Here is a 17743-nt window from a genome sequence, read left to right as displayed (position 1 = left end):
GTCCCCGTCCCCGTCCCCGTCCCCGTCCCCGTCCCCGTCCCCGTCCCCGTCCCCGTCCCCGTCCCCGTCCCCGTCCCCGTCCCCGTCCCCGAGCCAGGCGATCACACCCGTTTTCCGCTATTTTAAGAATCCTTAAAATAGCGAAACGAGGACATGTGTACCCAGACGAGAGTGAGCGCGAGAGCGACAACACCAACGACACCAACGACGACTACGACGACGAGGCATGGTTCACACACCAGGTGGATCGCAAGCTCGCGGCCCTTGCCCACCCCGCTCGCCGATTCGCCCTGGAGCTGCTGGTGTGGGGAGAGTCGCCGGCAGGCGAACTCTCGGCCTCGATAGCCTCCGCGTTCGGGGTCGCGACGAGCCGCGGCTCCCAGCACCTGCAAGTGCTCGCCAGAGCCGGCCTAGTCGATGTCTATGCCGACGGCCACACGCGGAACTACCGCCTCAACGAGACTGGTCTCGCTGAGGTCACAGAGTGGATAGGGCGCCTCAGACTCGGGCGTGCAGAAGATCGTTGATCTGAATGATCTCTTCGCGGCCCGGGCCAACACCGATCGTCGAGATGCGGCAGTCGCTCAGCTCCTCGACGGCACGGACGTAGTCGCGCGCGTTGGGTGGAAGGTCGGACAGGGTGCGCGCACCAGAAATGTCCTCGTCCCAGCCGGGGAAGGTCTCGTAGACCGGCTCCGCGGCCGCGAACGCGCCCTGGTCAAGCGGCAGGTCCTGGTAGCGCACCCCGTCAACGTCGTACGCGACGCACACCGGAATCTCCTCGATGCCCGTGAGGACGTCGAGCTTTGTGAGCACGATGTCGGTGAGTCCGTTGATGCGTGACGCATAACGGGTAATAACCGAGTCATACCAGCCACAGCGTCGGGGCCGCCCAGTGGTGGTGCCGAACTCGTGGCCAATGTCGCGAAGCCTGTCACCCCACTTGTCCAGCAACTCGGTGGGCATGGGGCCCTCGCCGACGCGCGTCGTGTACGCCTTAGCGATGCCAATGACCGAGTCAATCTTGGTGGGCCCAACACCGGAACCCGTGCACGCCCCACCCGCCGTGGCGTTCGAGGATGTGACGAAGGGGTACGTGCCGTGGTCGACGTCGAGCATGGTCGCCTGGCCGCCCTCGAACAGCACCGTGTTGCCCTCATCAAGAGCGGCGTTGAGCACGAGGGAGGTGTCCGTGACCATCGGCTCGAGCCGGTCGCGGAAGCTCAGCAGCTCTTCGGCCACCTCGTCCACCGTGATCGCACGGCGGTTGTACACCTTCACGAGCAGGTGATTCTTGGCGGCGAGGGCGCCCTCGATCTTGTCCCGCAGCACCTGCTCGTCGAAGAGGTCGCCGATGCGGATGCCGAGGCGGTTGATCTTGTCTGCATATGCCGGGCCGATGCCACGCCCGGTGGTGCCGATCTTGCGCTTGCCGAGGAAGCGCTCAGTCACGTTGTCGAGCGTGCGGGCGTAGGGCGTGATGACGTGGGCCGCGTTGGAGATGAGCAGGGCCGAGGGGTCAACACCGCGCTCGAGGAGCCCGTCGATCTCCTGGAAGAGCACGCGCAGATCCACGACAACACCGTTGCCAATGACCGGCGTGACACCCGGGGTGAGGATGCCAGACGGCAGCAGGTGCAGCGCGAACTTCTGGTCGCCGATCACCACCGTGTGGCCAGCGTTGTTTCCGCCGTTGAACTTGACCACGTAATCCACGCGAGAGCCGAGCAGGTCCGTCGCCTTGCCCTTGCCCTCGTCGCCCCACTGCGCGCCAACGATCACCGCACCGGACATCGTCTTCCTCCCTCAAAGTGCGAAAGCCCCCGGGTCTCACGACCGCGGGGGCTCCCGTCACGATCGCATGTACTAGATCTTCTTACCGGCAGAACCGAGCTGCTCGCAGGCCTCGACGATGCGGGCGGCCATACCGGCCTCCGCGATCTTGCCCCAAGCGCGGGGGTCGTAGGTCTTCTTGTCGCCGATCTCGCCGTCAACCTTGAGCACGCCGTCGTAGTTCTTGAGCATGTAGTCGGCAACGGGACGCGTGTACGCGTACTGCGTGTCGGTGTCGATGTTCATCTTGATCACACCGTGCGAGACGGCCGTGGCGATCTCCTCGGCCGTGGAGCCGGAGCCACCGTGGAAGACGAGGTCGAACGGCTTGTCCTTGCCGATCTTGGCGCCAACCTCGGCCTGGATGTCGCCGAGCAGTTCGGGACGCAGCTTCACAGCGCCTGGCTTGTAGACGCCGTGCACGTTGCCGAACGTGAGGGCAGTCAGGTAGCGGCCCTTCTCGCCGGCACCCAGGCGCTCGACCGTCTTGAGGCCGTCCTCGGCCGTGGTGTAGAGCTTCTCGTTGATCTCGGCAGCGTGGCCGTCCTCTTCGCCACCGACAACGCCGATCTCGATCTCAAGAACGGTGCGCGCGGCCTGCGAAAGCTCGAGCAGTTCCTCGGAGAGCACCAGGTTCTCCTCGAGCGGCACAGACGAGCCGTCAAACATGTGGGAGACGAACAGGGGCTGCTCGCCGCGGGCAACGCGCTCGGTGGAGATCGCGAGCAGCGGGCGCAGCCACGAGTCCACGTACTGCGCGTGGCAGTGGTCCGTGTGCAGCGCGATGGTCACGCCGTAGGCGGCGGCAACCTCGCGGGCGTAGGCCGCGAGCGCGACCGAGCCGAGCACCTGGTCCTTGATCGTGGAGCCGGAGGCGTACTGCGCGCCACCGATCGACACCTGAATGATGCCGTCAGACTCAGCGGCCGCGAAGCCCTGGATGGCGGCCGTGACCGTCGAGGACGACGTCACGTTGATGGCGGGGAACGCATACGCGCCGGCCTTGGCGGCGTCGAGCATTGCGTTGTAGGACTCGGGGGTGGCGATAGCCATGCGGAACTCCTGCAATTGAATGGATGGAACCGCCCACCATTCTGTCAGATATCAGGAGCCAGCGGGGTGGGCCTCATGTCCTGCCTGGATGTCGCCGTGCTGCCGCACCCATCCGTGCATCGCGATAGCCGCGGCGGCGCCCGCGTTAATGGAGCGAGTGCTGCCGTATTGCGCAATGGCGAGCACAGCGTCGGCCGTTTCCCGCACCTCTTCAGACAGCCCGACGCTCTCCTGACCAAAGACCAGAACGCACGCCTTTGGCAGGGCGTAGGTTTCGATAGGCACCGAGCCGGGCAGGTTGTCGATGCCGATCACCGGCAACCGCTCCACGTGGGCCCACGCGACGAACTCCGCAACCGTTGGGTGATGGCGAATGTGCTGGTAGCGGTCGGTCACCATGGCGCCGCGACGGTTCCAGCGGCGGTTGCCGATGATGTGCACCTCCGCCGCGAGAAACGCGTTGGCGGTGCGGACCACGGAGCCGATGTTGAAGTCGTGCTGCCAATTCTCGATCGCGACGTGAAAGGGGTGGCGGCGGGAGTCGAGGTCGGCGACGATCGCGTCCATCGGCCACCCTTTGTAGCGGTCCACGACGTTGCGGGTGTCTTCGCCGTCTGGGTCGTCTGCGGTCACACACGTAGGCTAGCCGCGTGATCGCCGCAAACCTCCCCACCCTCCTGCCCGACTGGCTCGACGCAGAGAGCATGATCACCGGCTTCATTGAGCGTTTTGGGGTGTGGGCGCTCGTCGCGATCTGTGTCATCGTGCTCATCGAGACGGGGCTGCTGTTCCCGTTCTTGCCGGGCGACTCGCTGCTGTTCACGGTGGGGTTGTTCATCGGGACCGGCGATCTGCCCGTGCCGCTCTGGGTCGCTTGCCTCGCGCTCTTCGCTGCCGCGTTCATCGGCGATCAGATTGGGTACGCGATCGGTCACGCAGTAGGCCCCCGCATCTTCGCGCGCGAGGACTCGCGCTTCTTCAAGAGGTCCTACATCGACAAGACGCACAACTTCTTCGAGAAGTACGGGGGACGGGCAATCATCTTGGCCCGCTTCGTGCCCATCGTGCGCACGTATATCCCGGTGGCGGCCGGCATCGGCAAGATGCCGTACGGCCACTTCATCAGGTACAACGTGATCGGCGCCCTTGCGTGGGGAGTGGGCGTGACTCTGCTCGGCTTCTGGCTTGGCAGCTACGAGTTTGTGCGCAACAACATCGAGGTTGCCCTGGTGCTCATCGTGGCGGTCTCGCTGCTGCCGATGGTCATCGAGTGGCTTAACCACCGCCGCAGTGCGCGGCGCGAGGCGAACGACAGCCCAGCCGTCTGACTGAACGCGTCGGTCCCGGTCGGTCCGCAGGGCCGCGCCCCTCGCCCCACCCCTTGACAGTTCACTTGTTTTTTGCAAGTGTGGTGAGTGGCCGCAGACGCGACCCCTCGCAAAGGAGCACCCCATGCCAAGCGTCTTCGTGGGCCTTCCGGTCATCGACCTGGACCGCGCCACCCAGTTCTACACCGCCGTCGGTTTCGCCAAGAACCCCATGTTCTCCGACCACAACGGCGTGTGTTTCACCATCGATGAGGATCACAACTACCTCATGACGATGACTCGCGAGTTCTTCCAGAGCATGACCCCGCTACCGATCGGCGACAACGCCGTGTCGCCAAGCGTCTCCGTGACCGTCTTCGTCGACAGCCGCGAGGAGGTCGACAGCCGTGCTACAGCCGGCCTCGCCGCCGGTGGCCACGAACCGGAGCCGCCTACCGACTACGGATTCATGTACACGCGCCAGGTCAACGACCCGGATGGCAACGTCATCCAGTTTGGCTGGGCGGATCCCAACCAGTCCTGACTTCATGGCCGCACGCGACTACGGACAATACGACGGCGTCACGCGCGCCCTCGAACTCGTGGGGGAGCGCTGGGGGCTGCTCATCGTCCGCGACCTGCTCGTGGGACCGCGCCGTTACGGCGAGCTCGCCGACGGGCTGCCGCGCATCCCCAGTAACATCCTCGCGGCGCGCCTCAAGGAACTGCAGGCCGCGGGCGTAATCCGCCGCCTTCCCCGCTCGCGCATCATCCTCTACGAACTCACGCCCTACGGCCGCGAGCTAGAACCCCTCGTCCTGGGCCTCAGCACGTGGGGCTTCAAGTCCCTCGACGAGCCCCGCGGCGAGCAGATTGTCACCCCTGATGCGATGACGATCGCCCTCCGTACCGCCTTCCAGCCCGACGCTGCGGCCGCTCTCCCCGCCACCTCCTACGCAGGTGGTTTCGCGGGCACGGAGCTGCTGATTCGCGTCGACGGCCCTGAGCTGGACGTGACCGGGGGCGAGGGCACCGCGGACATCGCGTTCGAGACCGATGCGCGCATCAAGCACGTGCTGTCCGGCGACCTCACCGGGGTGCGCGTGACCGCAGGAGACGCGCGGCTATTGGACCGGTTCGCCCAGACCTTCCGTCTGGCCGCCTGAACCACCTGGATTGCCAGAGCCGCCCGCAAACAGGAACGGCGGCACCAGGTCAACGATCGAGTTCAGCGCCCCCACCACCAGCTGAAGGTCACCGAGGTCACTTACCTGCTGGGACGCGCTCACCAGCGCGGAGCCCTCGAACGCGAACGCGCGCCCGCCGACATCGGGCTGCAAGAACCGCTCGATCATGCGTGGGGTGAGGATGGCGTGGCCAACGCGCTCGTCGTCGCACACCACCTTCCAGCGCTGATTGAACTCGTGGCTCTCCACATCGAGGTCGCGAGCGCCCATCTTCGAGAACGCCCTGAACAAGGCGTTGTCGCTCATGAAGCGCATCGTGGGGAGCGGCCCTGGGAGCGGTACCCACGTGATCTGGTAATGATGCGTGGTGGTGCTGCGCCTGCCCTCCGAGTCCGTGGTGTGGGTCTCGTAGCTGTACGCAAACGTCTCGAACGGCCGGCCAGCGAAGGTGCCCCACACGATGTCCCTGGCCCTGCGGTTGTCGCCGATGCCAAATGGGGAGCTCTCGAAGTACTTGGTGCGCGCGGGATCCTCCGCGAGGTGGCCAAGGTGGTTCGCGGCAACCGTGGCCGCGATCGCCGCCTGACGCAGCTTTGCCTGTTGGTAGCTTTTCACCGCGGCGTAGATGCCAAAGCCGATCATGCCCACCATGAGCACCGGCACCAGCACAAACATGAAGGCGCCGATGCCCCCGATGATCTCAAAGCCTGGGTTGACGCTCACGCAGAAGCCCCCTCAGCGTCGGGCCGTAGACGAACGCGGCCGAACTAGAACTGAACCGTCGGCGCCTGGCGCGCGGCAGGGTCCTCGGTCTCGAAGTACTCGGCCTTCACGAACTTGAAGATGTTCGCGATGATCGACGTGGGGAACGTCTCGATCTTGGTGTTGAGCTCGCGCACGTTTGCGTTGTAGAAGCGGCGGCCCGCGGCCACGCGGTCCTCGGTGTTGGTGAGCTCTTGCTGAAGTTGCAGGAAGTTCTGGTTGGCCTTGAGGTCTGGGTACGCCTCCGCCACCGCGAACAGGCGCCCAAGGGCCTGCGTGAGGATGTTCTCTTGCTGCGCCTGCTCGGCGGGCGATGAGCCGGGAGCCGCGGCGGCCGCGCGCGCGGCGGTGACGGCCTCAAACGTCTCGCGCTCGTGCTTGGCATAGCCCTTGACCGTCTCCACGAGATTGGGGATGAGGTCGTGGCGGCGCTGCAGCTCGGTGTCGATCTGGTGCCATGCCTCTTGCACCAGGTTGCGCAAGCGGACGAGCGCGTTGTACTGAGCGATAGCCCAGATGGCGACGATGGCAAGAATGCCAATGATCACGAGTGCCCAGATCATGAAGACCTCCCGAAGGTGTGTACCCCGACTCTAGCGGGTGCGCTGCTCCCAGTCGTCTACGCCGTCGCCGTCCGCGTCCACGCCGATTCCCGTGTACCTGCCCGAGTTGAGTACCCCCGGCGTATTTGCCCACCCGGGAGCCTTGGCTTCCCGTTCGGCTTCCTCTGCCCGACGGCGTTGCTCGGCTTCCGTATAGGACCTCACCACGTGATTGGGCACCCGTTTGGCGATGCCCGTGACGAGGTCGAAGCGCTTGGCAAGCTGACCAAGGTCCGCGCGACCTGCGCTCCACGCGATGACCTTGTCGCGATCGATGCGTACCGCAACTCCGGGAATCCGGTGGTGCAACAGGTGCTGCATCATGCGCGGGTCCACCACGTCGATCGCGAAGCGCCGGTCAGGGCACAGCACGCGCCACAAGCGGTTGAACTCGGCGGACTCGAGGTCGATGTCCGCGCCTCCTAGCGCCCCGATGATCCGCGAGCCGATGTCCTCTGGCACCAGATCAAGCGTGGGGAGGCGATAGTCGATCGCCGTTTGGGTGACCGTGAAGACCTGCTCCGCCGCCCTATCGTCGCCCACGCGATATTCGAACGAGTAGGTGTACGTGCTGCACGGCATGCCGCTGTACGTGCCCTCAATGAGGTCCGTGGCTTTGCGGTTGCTGCCCACCCCAAAAGGAAAGCCCGTGAGACCCGCGTTCGCGGCCCACCCCTCTTCGCTGTACTGCCAGCCATGGGTGAACGCGAACTCGCGCACGCGCTTGGCGTGCCGGTACTTCTCGAAGAACTCCCACAGCCAATAGCCAAAGGCCACCACCCCTGCGGTCACGAGTACCGCGGTGATCCACCTGTTGAAGAACCCAATCTGCATGCCGTAGAACGCCACCACGGCGGCGGCGCCAGCGATCCACGCAATCACATTGCGGGCGCTGAAACGGTGCACGGGCTACTCCAGGCCCAGATCCGCGAGGTCGTAAAGGTACAGGTACGTGAGCCCCTCTGCCTCGACCACCTCGCGAGCGCCCGTGCCCCGATCCACGATCACCGCAACGGCGGCGACATTGGCTCCGGCCTCGCGCAACGCCTCCACGGCGGTCATCACGGAGCCCCCGGTCGTGGAGGTGTCCTCCACGGCCACAACCGTGCGGCCCGCGACGTCCGGTCCCTCGATGCGCCGCTGCAGCCCGTGTGCCTTCGCTTCCTTGCGCACCACGAACGCGTCGAGCGCGAGTCCCCGAGAAGCAGCCGCGTGCAGCAGCGACGTCGCAACCGGATCGGCCCCAAGCGTGAGCCCGCCAACTGCATCGATGTCCGCGGGGCCAAACCCGCTCACCTCAAGGTGGTCCAACAGCAAGTGGCCGATGAGCGGCGCTGCCTCGTGGTGCAGCGTCACGCGGCGCAGGTCAACGTAGTAGTCGGCCTCGCGACCGGACGCGAGCGTGATGCGGCCGTGCACAACGGCCAGCTCCTTGATGAGGTCGCGAAGGCGGTCTCGCGGTGTGTCTGCAAGCGGCGTCGTCATGCCGCTCAGCCTAGCGGCGCGAACCCATCGACCCCATGCGCCTCGTCACGGCCTTTGGCGTAAGCCGCGCGAGGGTGCCAGCGGCCTGGTAGCGAACCGACGGCGTCACCGTGACCGCCCCACGCCGCACCCCGGTAAGGGCCGCGCTCACCACCTGTTCGGCGCTCAGCCACGCGAACTCGGGAAGCTCCGCGCGGTAGTGCTCAAGCGTGGGCTTGCTGTGGAACTCGGTGCGCGTCATGCCTGGCAACACCGCAGTGGCCGTCACCCCAGTGCCGCGCAACTGCCCGGCAAGAGCGCTCGTGAACTCGACGAGCCAGCGCTTGTGGGCCGCGTACGTCGAGTCGCCAAGGTGCGCCGCAATTGACGCGACGTTGAGCACGGCACCGTGCCCGCGCTCGATCATCCCCGGCAGCGCGGCATGGGTGAGGCGCAGTGGCGCGGTGACGAGCACGTCGTGCATCGCGGCCTCCTCCTCCCACGACGACGCGAGGAAGCCCTTGCCCGTCGCAAAGCCCGCGTTGTTCACCAGCAAGCTCACGGGGCGCGAAGAATCGGCGAGGCGCGACGCAACCTGTTCCCGGCCGTCGGGCAGCGACAGGTCAGCGGCGAGAACCTCCACCGAGACGCCCGTGGCGCTCGCCACCACGTCCGCGAGCTCGCTGAGACGATCGCGCGACCTCGCGGTCACCACCAGGTCGTGGCCTGCGGTGGCCAGTTGCCACGCGAACTCCTCGCCAAGCCCGGCCGACGCTCCAGTCACCAATGCGGTTGCCATGCCTCGAGCCTACGTTGCCTTGGGTAGCGTGGTCTCATGCGCTTCGCCACATGGAATGTGAACTCAATCAGGGCGCGCGTTGACCGGGTAGCGAGCTGGCTTGAGCGCTCGCAGGTTGACGTGCTCGCGATGCAAGAGATCAAGTGCAAGCCCGAGCAGTTCCCGCTGGCACCGTTCGAGGCCCTCGGCTACGAGGTGGCCGCGCACGGGCTCAACCAGTGGAACGGCGTGGCGATCGCGTCGCGCGTTGGTCTTTCCGAGGTGCAGACGGAGTTTGCCGGGCAGCCCGGCTTCGCCAAGACCGGGGACCCTGCGCTCGAGGCGCGCGCCATCGGCGCCCTGTGCGGCGACACGCGCGTGTGGAGCGTCTACGTGCCCAACGGGCGCGCTCTTGCGGACCCGCACTATGCCTACAAGCTGTCCTTTCTGGCGGAATTGCGGCAGGCGGCGTTCGCGTGGGCGGATGCCCCCGCCATCATTGCCGGCGACTTCAACGTGGCGCCGCTGACCACCGATATTTGGTCGGAGACTGATGCGAGCGCGGAGACCCACGTCACGCCCGAATCGCGTGAGGCCTTCCACGCGCTCGAATCCGCGGGCTATGAGGAACTCAGCCGCCGGTTTATCCCCGAGCCCAACACCTACACCTTCTGGGATTACCAGCAGCTGCGCTTCCCGCGCGGCGAGGGAATGCGCATCGACTTTGTCTACGCGTCCGCCGTGGCGGCCGCTCGCGCAACTGGCGTGGTGATCGACCGCGAGGAGCGCAAGGGTCAGGGCGCCTCCGATCACGTTCCCGTCATCGTGGACTTCGACGAGCCGTGAGCGACTTCGCGCCGCCGCCCGCTCCGGACGGCACACCGGCTGGCTCCGTCAAGCGGGCGGACTTCAGGGCCGCTCCTCCTGCCCCGCGACGCAGCCGGTTTCCGCGCTGGCTCACCGTGCTGCTTGGGCTGGCTGGGGCGGTGATCGTGGTGGCGGTGGCCGCGCAGATCACACTCACGGTGCGCAACGGCAACCTCTCGCCAGCGGAGCCGGGGGCCACCGGCCGGCTGCACTCCGCGCAAGTGGTGTCCGGGATGTGCATTGCGTCGCTTGGCGACGGAGCTGGTCCCGTGACCGTCGTGGACTGCGACGAGCCGCACTCAGCGGAGGTGGTCAGCAGTTACAGCGCCCAAGGTGACGAGTGGCCCGGAGCCGACGAGATCGCGTCCACGGTGCTGCAATATTGCGCCTCACAGCTCATGCCCGGCGGCGAGTTGGCCCATGCCGCTGAGGGGCGCGACTGGGTTGCCTGGGTGCCGTCACAAGCAACGTGGGAGCACGGAGACCGTGCGGGGCTGTGCATCGTGACGGCCGCGGAGCCGTGGACTGGTAGCGCGAAGGATCAGTCAGCCAGTTAGGCGACGGCGCTCGTGGTGCCGCCACGAGACTCAAGCGCCTTGGCCACGCCGGGATCGTCTTGCTGGGCGAGCCACGTGAGCACCGACGGGGGCGTGAGCGGGTTGCGAGCTACGGCCGGTCGCAGGTCTGGGTGGTTGATCGCGATGTGCGCCAACTCGTTTGGCGTGACGTCTGGGCTCGAGGCGAGGTGTTGCGGGGATCCCTCGCCGCCCTGGCGTGACTCGTGAGCCACCGCCAGAGCGGCGAGGGGCCGCTCGCCATCGGGGCGCGAGATGGCGGTCTCGTGCGCTGGCTGGTGAGAGGCACGTCTGGCGGCGACGGCATCTTTGCCCAGCACTCCGATGATGAGCAGCGGGAGAATCGGCAACGCCCACATTGCAGGTGGGTAATTGACGGCTTGCACCCGCGCAAGCGCGAAGGCAACCCCAATGAACACCACTCCCGCGGCACCGAATGCCGCGAAGGACGCAGAGTTCAAGGTGGCGACTGGAGTCAGACCGGCCACCACGATTGCCAAGAACAGCGCACCCGTGACGAGAACGCAGAGCGCCTCGCTAGTCCAGTACATCCCCATACCTCCGCCTGAGTGACGGGCCTCCCCCCGGCTGCGGCCCGTCAGTGGATACATTTCCATTGTCCGCAACACCCGTAAAGCCCCCATTTATGGGGGCAGGGAGGCCCCCTAGTACCCCCAAAGCCCTGGTACCGGTCACAGTCCGCTAGTCTGCGCAGAGAGGAGGGGCGATGGCTGACGCACGCCGGATAGCGCTCGTGGAAGACCACGCGCTGATCGCGATTGGCTTCCGCGACCTCGTCGCTTCTCAGCCGGACCTGATCCTCGCGGGGATGGTCGAGAACGTCGCGCAGTTGACCACGATCGAGGGCCACCTCGATCTGGTGGTGCTTGACCTTCGCCTCGCGGACGGCTCGCTTCCGCAAGACAACGTCAAGGCGATCCACGAGCGTGGCGCGCACGTGCTCGTCTACACCGGTGCCGAGGACCGCCGCATGATCCAGTCGGCCGCCCGATCCGGTGCTCTTGGCCTCATCCGCAAGTCCACGGATCCGGCGACGCTGCTCGACGCGATCCGCACGGCCGCTGCCGGCGGCGAGGTGTTTGGGGCAGACTGGGCGGCGGCCATCGACGCGGACGCGAACCTCAGGGACGCGAAGCTCTCGGCCCGCGAACAGGAAATCCTGAGCCTCTACGCGAGCGGCGAGACAGCGGCGTCCGTAGCGCTCCATACGGGCCTCGCGCGCGAGACGGTCGCCGACTACGTGAGCCGCATCCGGCGCAAGTACGCCGACGCCGGGCGCCCCGCCCTGTCGCGCGTCGACCTCTACAAGCGGGCCGTCGAGGACGGCCTGCTGGCAGAGGACGAGGATGGGTGACGTCGGCACCGAGCGCACCGCGCTCGACCGCATGACGCGCACCATGTACTTCGCGATCGGCATCGCCACCATCATCTTTGGCGTGCTGCTGTCTGGCGGCCCCTCCGGATTCCGCGGCCAAGTGCACCAAGTAGATGCTCCGCTGCTGTGGTTCAGCGTGGTCATGGTGCTGCTGGTCCCCGCGTCCTTCGTGGTGCTTGGCCGCATCCTGCCGCTGTCCGTGATGCGCGGCCTTGTCACGGCCGTTGGCATCAGCTTCGTGACCACCCAGTTACTCTTCCCGCTGGCCCTCGTGGGAGACAAACTCGAACAACAAGGCTCCCCGTGGATGCAAGGCTTTGGCCCCATCCCCGCAACGCTCATCGCTGTCGCCTGGGGAGGCCGGATCACGTGGGTGTTCGCACTGACCCAAGGCCCCATCATCGTGTTCGTGAGCCTCGCCGCTCGCGATGCGACCCTCACGCAGGCCGTGCTCGACGGCCTTGGGTCTATGGTCAGCTCGTCGATCTTCGCTGGTGTGTCACTCGCAGTTGTGCTCGCCGCGGCGCGGCTCGATTCGGTGGCGGAGAGGGCGCGCGAACAGGCCTCGCTCGAGGCGCGCGCCGTGACGCGAGAGCGCGAACAGACGCGCATCAACGCGATGGTGCACGACGACATCATGTCGGTGCTGCTCGCGGCCAGCAGGCCGTCGGCGCCCGAGGGGCTCGCGTCCCAAGCAAGGGCAGCCCTGCACTCCGTGGAACAGCTCGCGAGCGCGGAACTCGCGACCCTGCCGTACGCCCCGGAGGAACTGGTCGCGGTGCTACGCGCCACGGTGGGTGAGACGGCCCCAGACATCGCCTTCACCTACATCATTGATTCCGACGACCCCACTCCGCGCGACGTCGTCGCAGCGCTCTCGGAGGCCACAGAAGAGGCGATCCGCAACTCGTTGCGCCACGCGGGCGAGCACGCGCAGTGCAGCGTCGAGGTGACCCTTGCCACCCACGGCGTGGAGGTTGCGATCGCGGACGACGGCGTGGGGTTCGTCGCTCGCGAGGTGCCCCAGCGTCGGCTTGGCTTGCGCGTGTCCATCATCCAGCGCATGGCCTCTATCGCGGGCGGCGAGGCGAGAGTGCGCTCGCAGCCGGGTGCTGGAACCCGCGTGACGCTCACCTGGAGGCGCTCGTGACGACTCCGCACCCAGAGCGCGCCACCCCCACGGACGTCAGCAGGCTGCTTGGTCTGCACACCGAGGGTGCGCACCTCATCATCGGGCTCGTCATCGTGTCGAACGCGGTCTTCACCTTTGCCACCGCGAACGTCCTTGACCACCCGTGGGCGTCGTACCTCGCCATGCTGTTGGTGTGCGCAGGCGCGGTGCTCATTGGCCGTCCCTACCCAGACCCGTTCCCGTTGCGGCTCACGCTCATCGTGGTTGGCATCGTCGCCGTAAGTTCGTTGCTGGTGAGTTACGCACTGCCCGACGCTGGGTCACTTGGGCGCGCAACGTGGCACTTGGGTGGCAACACGTGGCTCATCTGGTTTCTGATCTTGCGTCGGCGGGTGCTGCTCGCATGGACGGCGGGGCTGTTCATGGTCGCGGTCACCGTGGTGTGGTCGGACATCAGCGGCCGCGGCGCGATCTCGGGGCTCACCCTTGCTCAGGCGCAGATTGCGCTCATGGTGGTGGCGACGTTCTTTGGTGCGTCGCTGCGCCGCACCGCGCAACGCATCAACGAACTGACGGAGCGCTCCGTTGGCGCGTCCGCCGTGGCCGCGTCCGCGAATGCGGCCCAAGAAATCCGATTGCAGCGGGCTGCTGAGCTCGCCTCGACGGCCGTTCCGATGCTGGATCGCATCGCCACGGGCGTGGCCTTTAGCTCCGAGGAGCGCGCCGCCTTCGCGCGCGTCGAGGCGCACCTTCGCGATGGCGTTCGCGGTCGCTCGCTCATGGTTCCCGTGGTGGTGGGAGCGGTGGGCAGGGCTCGCGAGCGGGGAATCGAGGTGACCCTGCTTGACGACCGCGGCTCGGAATTGCCGTCTCCAGAGGCGATGGCGGAGATCGGCATCCGGCTTGCTGCGGCGCTCGACTCGGTGCACGAGGGCTCGGTGACCATCCGCCTGCTGCCGCCCGGCCGCGATACCGCCATCACGATGGTGACCAGAAAGGGAGAGGCGACGTCCCGCCTCGCCCTGACGGGCGAAGGGGACGTCGCCTCCTAAAGCGACTACAGCGTCGGACCCTTAGGAAAGGGCCTTCGCCTTGAGGGTGTCGAACTCCGCCTGCGTGATAGCGCCGGAGTCGAGAAGGCCCTTCGCACGCTCGATCTCGCTTGCGGCACCGCCGCCACCGGCTTCACCGATGAGGCTCTTGGTGTACTCGCGGTCGTACTCGCGTGCACGCTTAGCGTCTTCAAGGTCGCGCTGTGCCATGCCCCCGCCGCGAGCGAAGAGGTAGATCAGCGTGCCGAGGATCGGCAGCAGGATGATGAAGAAGATCCACCAGAACTTTCCCCAACCGCCGAGGTCCTGCGAGCGGAACACATCCATGATGATCCGAATCACCACGAAGATGAAAGAAATCAGGATGAAGATCCACAGGGTGTACAGCAAGAAGGCCATAAAGCTGCCGTCAAAGAAGCCGTCGTCCATCATTACTCCTAGTCATGGCACACACTCCCTGTGTGGGCCTATGGGAACTCTATCCGCTTTGGCCCCCGTGACTCCCGTTATGCGAGCACCAGTCGCGAAAGCGTCGGGAGCGGCACCATGCCGTTGGCCAGCACGCGCTCGTGGAAGTCAGGCAGGGGAAGCGCTGCGGCCTCGCGCAGCCGCATGATCTCAAGGCGGCCAACCATGTAGCTCAAGGCTTGGGCCGGCATCGCGATGTAGCGATCCACCTCGGCCGTCACCGCGCCAAGAGAGTTGGGCGAGTTGTCCATCATGAAGTCAATCGCCTGCTGGCGCGTCCACCCAAAGGCATGCATGCCGGTGTCCACCACGAGCCTGCACGCGCGCAGCGAGTCGTTGAGCAGCATGCCAACGCGAGCGAGCTCGCTCGAGTACAGGCCCAACTCGTCCGCGAGTCGCTCCGTGTAGAGCGCCCATCCCTCGAGGTACGCGGTCACATTCATGCGCTTGAGGACGTTGTGCAGTTCCGTGTCCTCCTCGTGAAGCGCGAACTGCAAGTGGTGGCCGGGAAGGCCCTCGTGGAAGGTGGTGCCTTCGACGTCCGTGCGGCTCCAGTCCGTGGGGTTGAGCACGTTGAAGAAGAACTCGCCTGGCTTGCCGGTCTCCGGCTCTGGGGCACTGTAGTACGCCTGCGCGCCTCCCTTCACTGCGTTGACGCGGCACGGAGTCTTGGGAACGCGGCTGAAGGCGCGAGGAAGCGCCTCGTTGGCGCGCGCGAACGCCTCCTCGGCATCCCTCACCAGGTCCTCCGGGTTCGTGTACACGAGCGACTCGTCTTCGCGGAAACGGCGGTAGATCTCAGCAAGATCGGTTGTCCCAACGAGCGGCCCTGCGATCTGCTTGTACTCCTCGTCGAGGCGCGCGATCTGGTCAAGGCCTAACTGGTGGATCTGCTCCGGAGTGAGGTCCGTTGACGTCATGGCCCACACCAGGTCACGGTACTGCGCGTCGCCTCCCGGGAGGTGGCAGAAGCCGGGGTGGTCGTCGTCACGGCCGCGCTCCGCGAGCGCGCGCATGCGCTCCGCGTGGCCAGCGAGGGCGGGAATCACCTCATCCGCAACAATCTGGCGCAGCTCGCCAACCCACGTGTCCGCCTGGGCTTCCGCAAGGTCCGACGGCGGTGCCTGGGCGGCGAGCCTGTCCAGGGCGTCTGGGCTCGCCAACAACGCCTCGATGTTGGCCGCGGTGCGGTCAAGGTGACGCGCAAGGCCAACCACGCCGAGCAGCGCCTCCGCCTCCGCGACGGAGGCGAGGTCCTCGAGAGCGCCGGGCAGGGCGCGCATCTTCGCGAGGTACTGATCCGCGTGCTCGCCGGTCACCAGGTTGAAGCGAGTTCCGAACACCTCGATCATGCCGATGAACCCGAGTGCGGGGTGAGTGCCTGTAATGGCCGCGTTCCACGTGAGATCAACGGCCGCCGAGCGGGCCGTGAACGCGATCGCGTCCTTGAGCGCCACCTCTCTGGGGGTGGTCGCGGTGAGTGCGTCGGCCCTCGCCGCAAACTCGCTGTACTGGCGCTGCTGCTCAGCCACAGCGTCGGGCGAGAAAGCCGGCCACGACTCCAAGTGTTCGGTAGAGGAATTCCAGAGCAGGGAGTGGCCGTCGGCGGCGCGAGCGAATGCGTAGTACTCGTCGGCGAGAGAGGTGAGGGTGTCCATTGCTCCACCCTAAGCGTCACCAGGCCGCGACGATCTCCCTCACATGGCGCGCATCGGTTCCGCAGCAACCGCCGAGCACCTCGATATTGGGCAGCAGGTCGCGAAGCGTCGCGTGGTCGCGGCCCAACTGCGCGGGGTCACCGTCGTCGAGCTCCTCAGCGGCGTCCAGTTCCGCGTGGCTGAGCTGAGACGCGTTGACGCGCAGCCCGCGCACGCGATCCGCGGTGACGTCGTTCCCGAGCGCATGCCTGACGTGAGTGGGATGCGCACAGTTGATCATGAAGAACTGGGCGCCCTTGTCCGTGGCGGCGTCCACCTCGGCAATCGCGTCCGCGAGGGCCGTGCCGTCCGGGAGGCGCCCGTCGGTCTCGACCGTGAAGGAAATCACGGCGGGCAGCCCGGCAGCGCGAGAGGCGAGCACCATGCCAATGGCCTCGCCCGGATAGTTGAGCGTCACTGCGCAGACCCTGTCCACGCCCTCACCACGCAACACCGAGATCTGGTGAGCGTGATACTCGGCTGCCGCAGCGTCGGGCATCTGCGTGCCGACCACGTAACCATCCGCGCGCGGGCCAATCACGCCCTCTACGGTCACGCCCTCGCGATCCCCCACGATGCCCCTGACGAAGGCGACGGCATCGGCGTTCGCCTTGGTGAGTGCGGCCAGGTCATAGCCGAGCGCCGCGGCCCACTCGGGGTTTGCGCGCCACGTGGGGGTCGAGAGCACAAAGGCCGTTGCGTGCTCGTCCGCTATCTCGAGGAAGCTCCTGTAGTAGCGGCGCAGGGCATCGCGGCCACGATCGTCGTAGATGAGGGGAAAGGCCGCGAACGCGGGAAGATCGAGGCCCTCCGTGAAGACCATGACGGTCTCAAGGCCGCCATCGGCCACGGCTACGCTCATGTGTCCCTCCCCAGGGTCTCCTGTGAGTGTCCCTGGAAAGCACAAAACCCGCCACCGCTAGTGCGGGACGGGTAACGCGCGCCCGGAGGGATTCGAACCCCCAACCTTCTGATCCGTAGTCAGATGCTCTATCCGTTGAGCTACGGGCGCTAGGTGGAAAACCGAAGCACTACTATACCGGGTCGTTGAGGACCCGCGGAACCGCTCATCGACCGCCGTAGAAGCTCTTGAGAAGTTCGAAGACAACAATGGCGGGCCAGACGATGGCCTTGGGGATCGCGAGCACGAACTCCCAGAAGGTGTCCGCGGCCCAGAAGTAGTAGATCGCGGCCCCGATGAAGCCCAGCCCGTAGACCGCGCCGCCACCCGCGGCTGCGCCGTTGTTTCCCCGATCGCTCATGCGACTCACTGTATTGGCGCGGGCCCAACGGGGCCACCGGAGCGGAGACGGTGGGATTTGAACCCACGGAGGGCTTTAACACCCTCACGGTCTTAGCAGGACCGCGCACTAGGCCTGACTATGCGACGTCTCCAGGCCGGACAAGAATACCCGACGCTGGGGCCGGGCATGCGCGGAGAGTGTGGTGTCTGATTTCAGGACATCGTTCACCCATGTCTCAAGACATCGTTCACCCCTTGACTGTGTCGCATGGGTCAACGGGTCAAGAACGAGGTCATGGTGCTCGCGGTCGTCGAGGGCGGTCTGAC

The 17743-nt window shown here is 66.3% G+C and carries 22 protein-coding genes and 2 tRNA genes; 9 read left to right on the top strand and 15 right to left on the bottom strand.

What is annotated here, in order from left to right; all coding sequences use genetic code 11:
* Positions 1 to 155: 155 nt before the first annotated feature.
* Positions 156 to 527, top strand: a complete 372-nt coding sequence (locus QM618_RS02530; protein ID WP_428094579.1) for an ArsR/SmtB family transcription factor — start codon at positions 156 to 158, stop codon at positions 525 to 527.
* Here QM618_RS02530 and QM618_RS02525 read toward each other — a convergent pair.
* From QM618_RS02525 to QM618_RS02515, 3 genes are all read right to left on the bottom strand, one after another.
* Positions 499 to 1794 (bottom strand): adenylosuccinate synthase, encoded by a 1296-nt coding sequence (locus QM618_RS02525; protein WP_428094575.1) that lies wholly within the window; start codon positions 1792 to 1794, stop codon positions 499 to 501. The genes QM618_RS02530 and QM618_RS02525 overlap by 29 nt on opposite strands.
* A 72-nt stretch (positions 1795 to 1866) precedes the next feature.
* Entirely contained in the window at positions 1867 to 2886 is a 1020-nt protein-coding gene (fbaA, locus tag QM618_RS02520; RefSeq protein WP_428094570.1) for a class II fructose-bisphosphate aldolase, read from the bottom strand.
* A 51-nt stretch (positions 2887 to 2937) separates the two neighbouring features.
* On the bottom strand, positions 2938 to 3519 hold the full coding sequence (locus tag QM618_RS02515) for a TrmH family RNA methyltransferase (protein WP_428094567.1): 582 nt from the start codon (positions 3517 to 3519) through the stop codon (positions 2938 to 2940).
* Positions 3520 to 3536: 17 nt separating this feature from the next.
* Between QM618_RS02515 and QM618_RS02510 the strand changes: the two genes are divergently transcribed.
* From QM618_RS02510 to QM618_RS02500, 3 genes are all read left to right on the top strand, one after another.
* On the top strand, positions 3537 to 4214 hold the full coding sequence (locus tag QM618_RS02510; protein WP_428094564.1) for a VTT domain-containing protein: 678 nt from the start codon (positions 3537 to 3539) through the stop codon (positions 4212 to 4214).
* A gap of 124 nt (positions 4215 to 4338) precedes the next feature.
* Positions 4339 to 4737, top strand: a complete 399-nt coding sequence (locus tag QM618_RS02505; RefSeq protein ID WP_428094561.1) for a VOC family protein — start codon at positions 4339 to 4341, stop codon at positions 4735 to 4737.
* Positions 4738 to 4741: 4 nt separating this feature from the next.
* Complete coding sequence (locus tag QM618_RS02500) at positions 4742 to 5359, top strand: winged helix-turn-helix transcriptional regulator (RefSeq protein ID WP_428094558.1); 618 nt, start codon at positions 4742 to 4744, stop codon at positions 5357 to 5359.
* On the opposite strand, the gene QM618_RS02495 is transcribed toward QM618_RS02500, so the two are convergent.
* Genes QM618_RS02495 through QM618_RS02475 form a run of 5 tightly spaced genes read right to left on the bottom strand, consistent with a single transcriptional unit; the run spans position 5318 to position 9007 of the window.
* Positions 5318 to 6103 (bottom strand): DUF3137 domain-containing protein, encoded by a 786-nt coding sequence (locus QM618_RS02495; RefSeq protein WP_428094554.1) that lies wholly within the window; start codon positions 6101 to 6103, stop codon positions 5318 to 5320. The two genes, QM618_RS02500 and QM618_RS02495, sit on opposite strands and share 42 nt — an antisense overlap.
* Positions 6104 to 6147: 44 nt before the next feature.
* Complete coding sequence (locus QM618_RS02490; protein WP_428094551.1) at positions 6148 to 6705, bottom strand: LemA family protein; 558 nt, start codon at positions 6703 to 6705, stop codon at positions 6148 to 6150.
* 30 nt (positions 6706 to 6735) lie between these two features.
* Positions 6736 to 7650 (bottom strand): hypothetical protein, encoded by a 915-nt coding sequence (locus QM618_RS02485; RefSeq protein ID WP_428094547.1) that lies wholly within the window; start codon positions 7648 to 7650, stop codon positions 6736 to 6738.
* A 3-nt stretch (positions 7651 to 7653) separates the two neighbouring features.
* A complete protein-coding gene (pyrE, locus tag QM618_RS02480; protein ID WP_428094542.1) occupies positions 7654 to 8229 on the bottom strand; it encodes an orotate phosphoribosyltransferase in 576 nt (191 codons plus the stop codon).
* A gap of 10 nt (positions 8230 to 8239) precedes the next feature.
* Positions 8240 to 9007 (bottom strand): SDR family NAD(P)-dependent oxidoreductase, encoded by a 768-nt coding sequence (locus QM618_RS02475; protein WP_428094539.1) that lies wholly within the window; start codon positions 9005 to 9007, stop codon positions 8240 to 8242.
* 36 nt (positions 9008 to 9043) lie between these two features.
* Here QM618_RS02475 and QM618_RS02470 point away from each other — a divergent pair, with 36 nt between their 5' ends.
* Together QM618_RS02470 and QM618_RS02465 are read left to right on the top strand one after the other, a co-directional pair.
* Complete coding sequence (locus tag QM618_RS02470) at positions 9044 to 9832, top strand: exodeoxyribonuclease III (RefSeq protein ID WP_428094536.1); 789 nt, start codon at positions 9044 to 9046, stop codon at positions 9830 to 9832.
* A complete protein-coding gene (locus QM618_RS02465; protein ID WP_428094533.1) occupies positions 9829 to 10410 on the top strand; it encodes a septum formation family protein in 582 nt (193 codons plus the stop codon). The genes QM618_RS02470 and QM618_RS02465 overlap by 4 nt, the downstream gene beginning before the upstream one ends.
* On the opposite strand, the gene QM618_RS02460 is transcribed toward QM618_RS02465, so the two are convergent.
* A complete protein-coding gene (locus tag QM618_RS02460) occupies positions 10407 to 10979 on the bottom strand; it encodes a hypothetical protein (protein ID WP_428094530.1) in 573 nt (190 codons plus the stop codon). The two genes, QM618_RS02465 and QM618_RS02460, sit on opposite strands and share 4 nt — an antisense overlap.
* Positions 10980 to 11155: 176 nt before the next feature.
* Here QM618_RS02460 and QM618_RS02455 point away from each other — a divergent pair, with 176 nt between their 5' ends.
* Genes QM618_RS02455 through QM618_RS02445 form a run of 3 tightly spaced genes read left to right on the top strand, consistent with a single transcriptional unit; the run spans position 11156 to position 14008 of the window.
* Positions 11156 to 11803 (top strand): response regulator, encoded by a 648-nt coding sequence (locus QM618_RS02455; RefSeq protein WP_428094527.1) that lies wholly within the window; start codon positions 11156 to 11158, stop codon positions 11801 to 11803.
* Positions 11796 to 12974: a sensor histidine kinase gene (locus QM618_RS02450; protein WP_428094524.1), complete on the top strand. Its 1179-nt coding sequence runs from the start codon at positions 11796 to 11798 to the stop codon at positions 12972 to 12974. The genes QM618_RS02455 and QM618_RS02450 overlap by 8 nt, the downstream gene beginning before the upstream one ends.
* Positions 12971 to 14008: a hypothetical protein gene (locus QM618_RS02445; RefSeq protein WP_428094520.1), complete on the top strand. Its 1038-nt coding sequence runs from the start codon at positions 12971 to 12973 to the stop codon at positions 14006 to 14008. Before QM618_RS02450 ends, QM618_RS02445 begins: the two co-directional genes overlap by 4 nt.
* Positions 14009 to 14029: 21 nt before the next feature.
* On the opposite strand, the gene QM618_RS02440 is transcribed toward QM618_RS02445, so the two are convergent.
* The 6 genes from QM618_RS02440 to QM618_RS02415 all read right to left on the bottom strand — a co-directional run bounded on the left by QM618_RS02440 (position 14030) and on the right by QM618_RS02415 (position 17568).
* Positions 14030 to 14440 (bottom strand): SHOCT domain-containing protein, encoded by a 411-nt coding sequence (locus QM618_RS02440; protein ID WP_428094517.1) that lies wholly within the window; start codon positions 14438 to 14440, stop codon positions 14030 to 14032.
* Positions 14441 to 14514: 74 nt separating this feature from the next.
* Complete coding sequence (locus QM618_RS02435; protein WP_428094514.1) at positions 14515 to 16134, bottom strand: DUF885 domain-containing protein; 1620 nt, start codon at positions 16132 to 16134, stop codon at positions 14515 to 14517.
* 16 nt (positions 16135 to 16150) lie between these two features.
* Positions 16151 to 17035 carry a homocysteine S-methyltransferase family protein gene (locus QM618_RS02430; RefSeq protein ID WP_428094511.1) on the bottom strand — a complete coding sequence of 295 codons (885 nt, stop codon included), beginning with the start codon at positions 17033 to 17035 and terminating at the stop codon, positions 16151 to 16153.
* Positions 17036 to 17112: 77 nt separating this feature from the next.
* Positions 17113 to 17185, bottom strand: a tRNA-Arg gene (locus QM618_RS02425).
* Positions 17186 to 17240: 55 nt separating this feature from the next.
* On the bottom strand, positions 17241 to 17435 hold the full coding sequence (locus QM618_RS02420; protein WP_428094508.1) for a hypothetical protein: 195 nt from the start codon (positions 17433 to 17435) through the stop codon (positions 17241 to 17243).
* A gap of 42 nt (positions 17436 to 17477) precedes the next feature.
* Positions 17478 to 17568 (bottom strand) — tRNA-Ser (locus QM618_RS02415).
* Between the last annotated feature and the right edge of the window lie 175 nt (positions 17569 to 17743).

This window comes from Demequina sp., assembly GCF_049841215.1.
Classification (GTDB): domain Bacteria; phylum Actinomycetota; class Actinomycetes; order Actinomycetales; family Demequinaceae; genus Demequina.
This window is presented reverse-complemented; position numbering and strand designations above follow the sequence as displayed.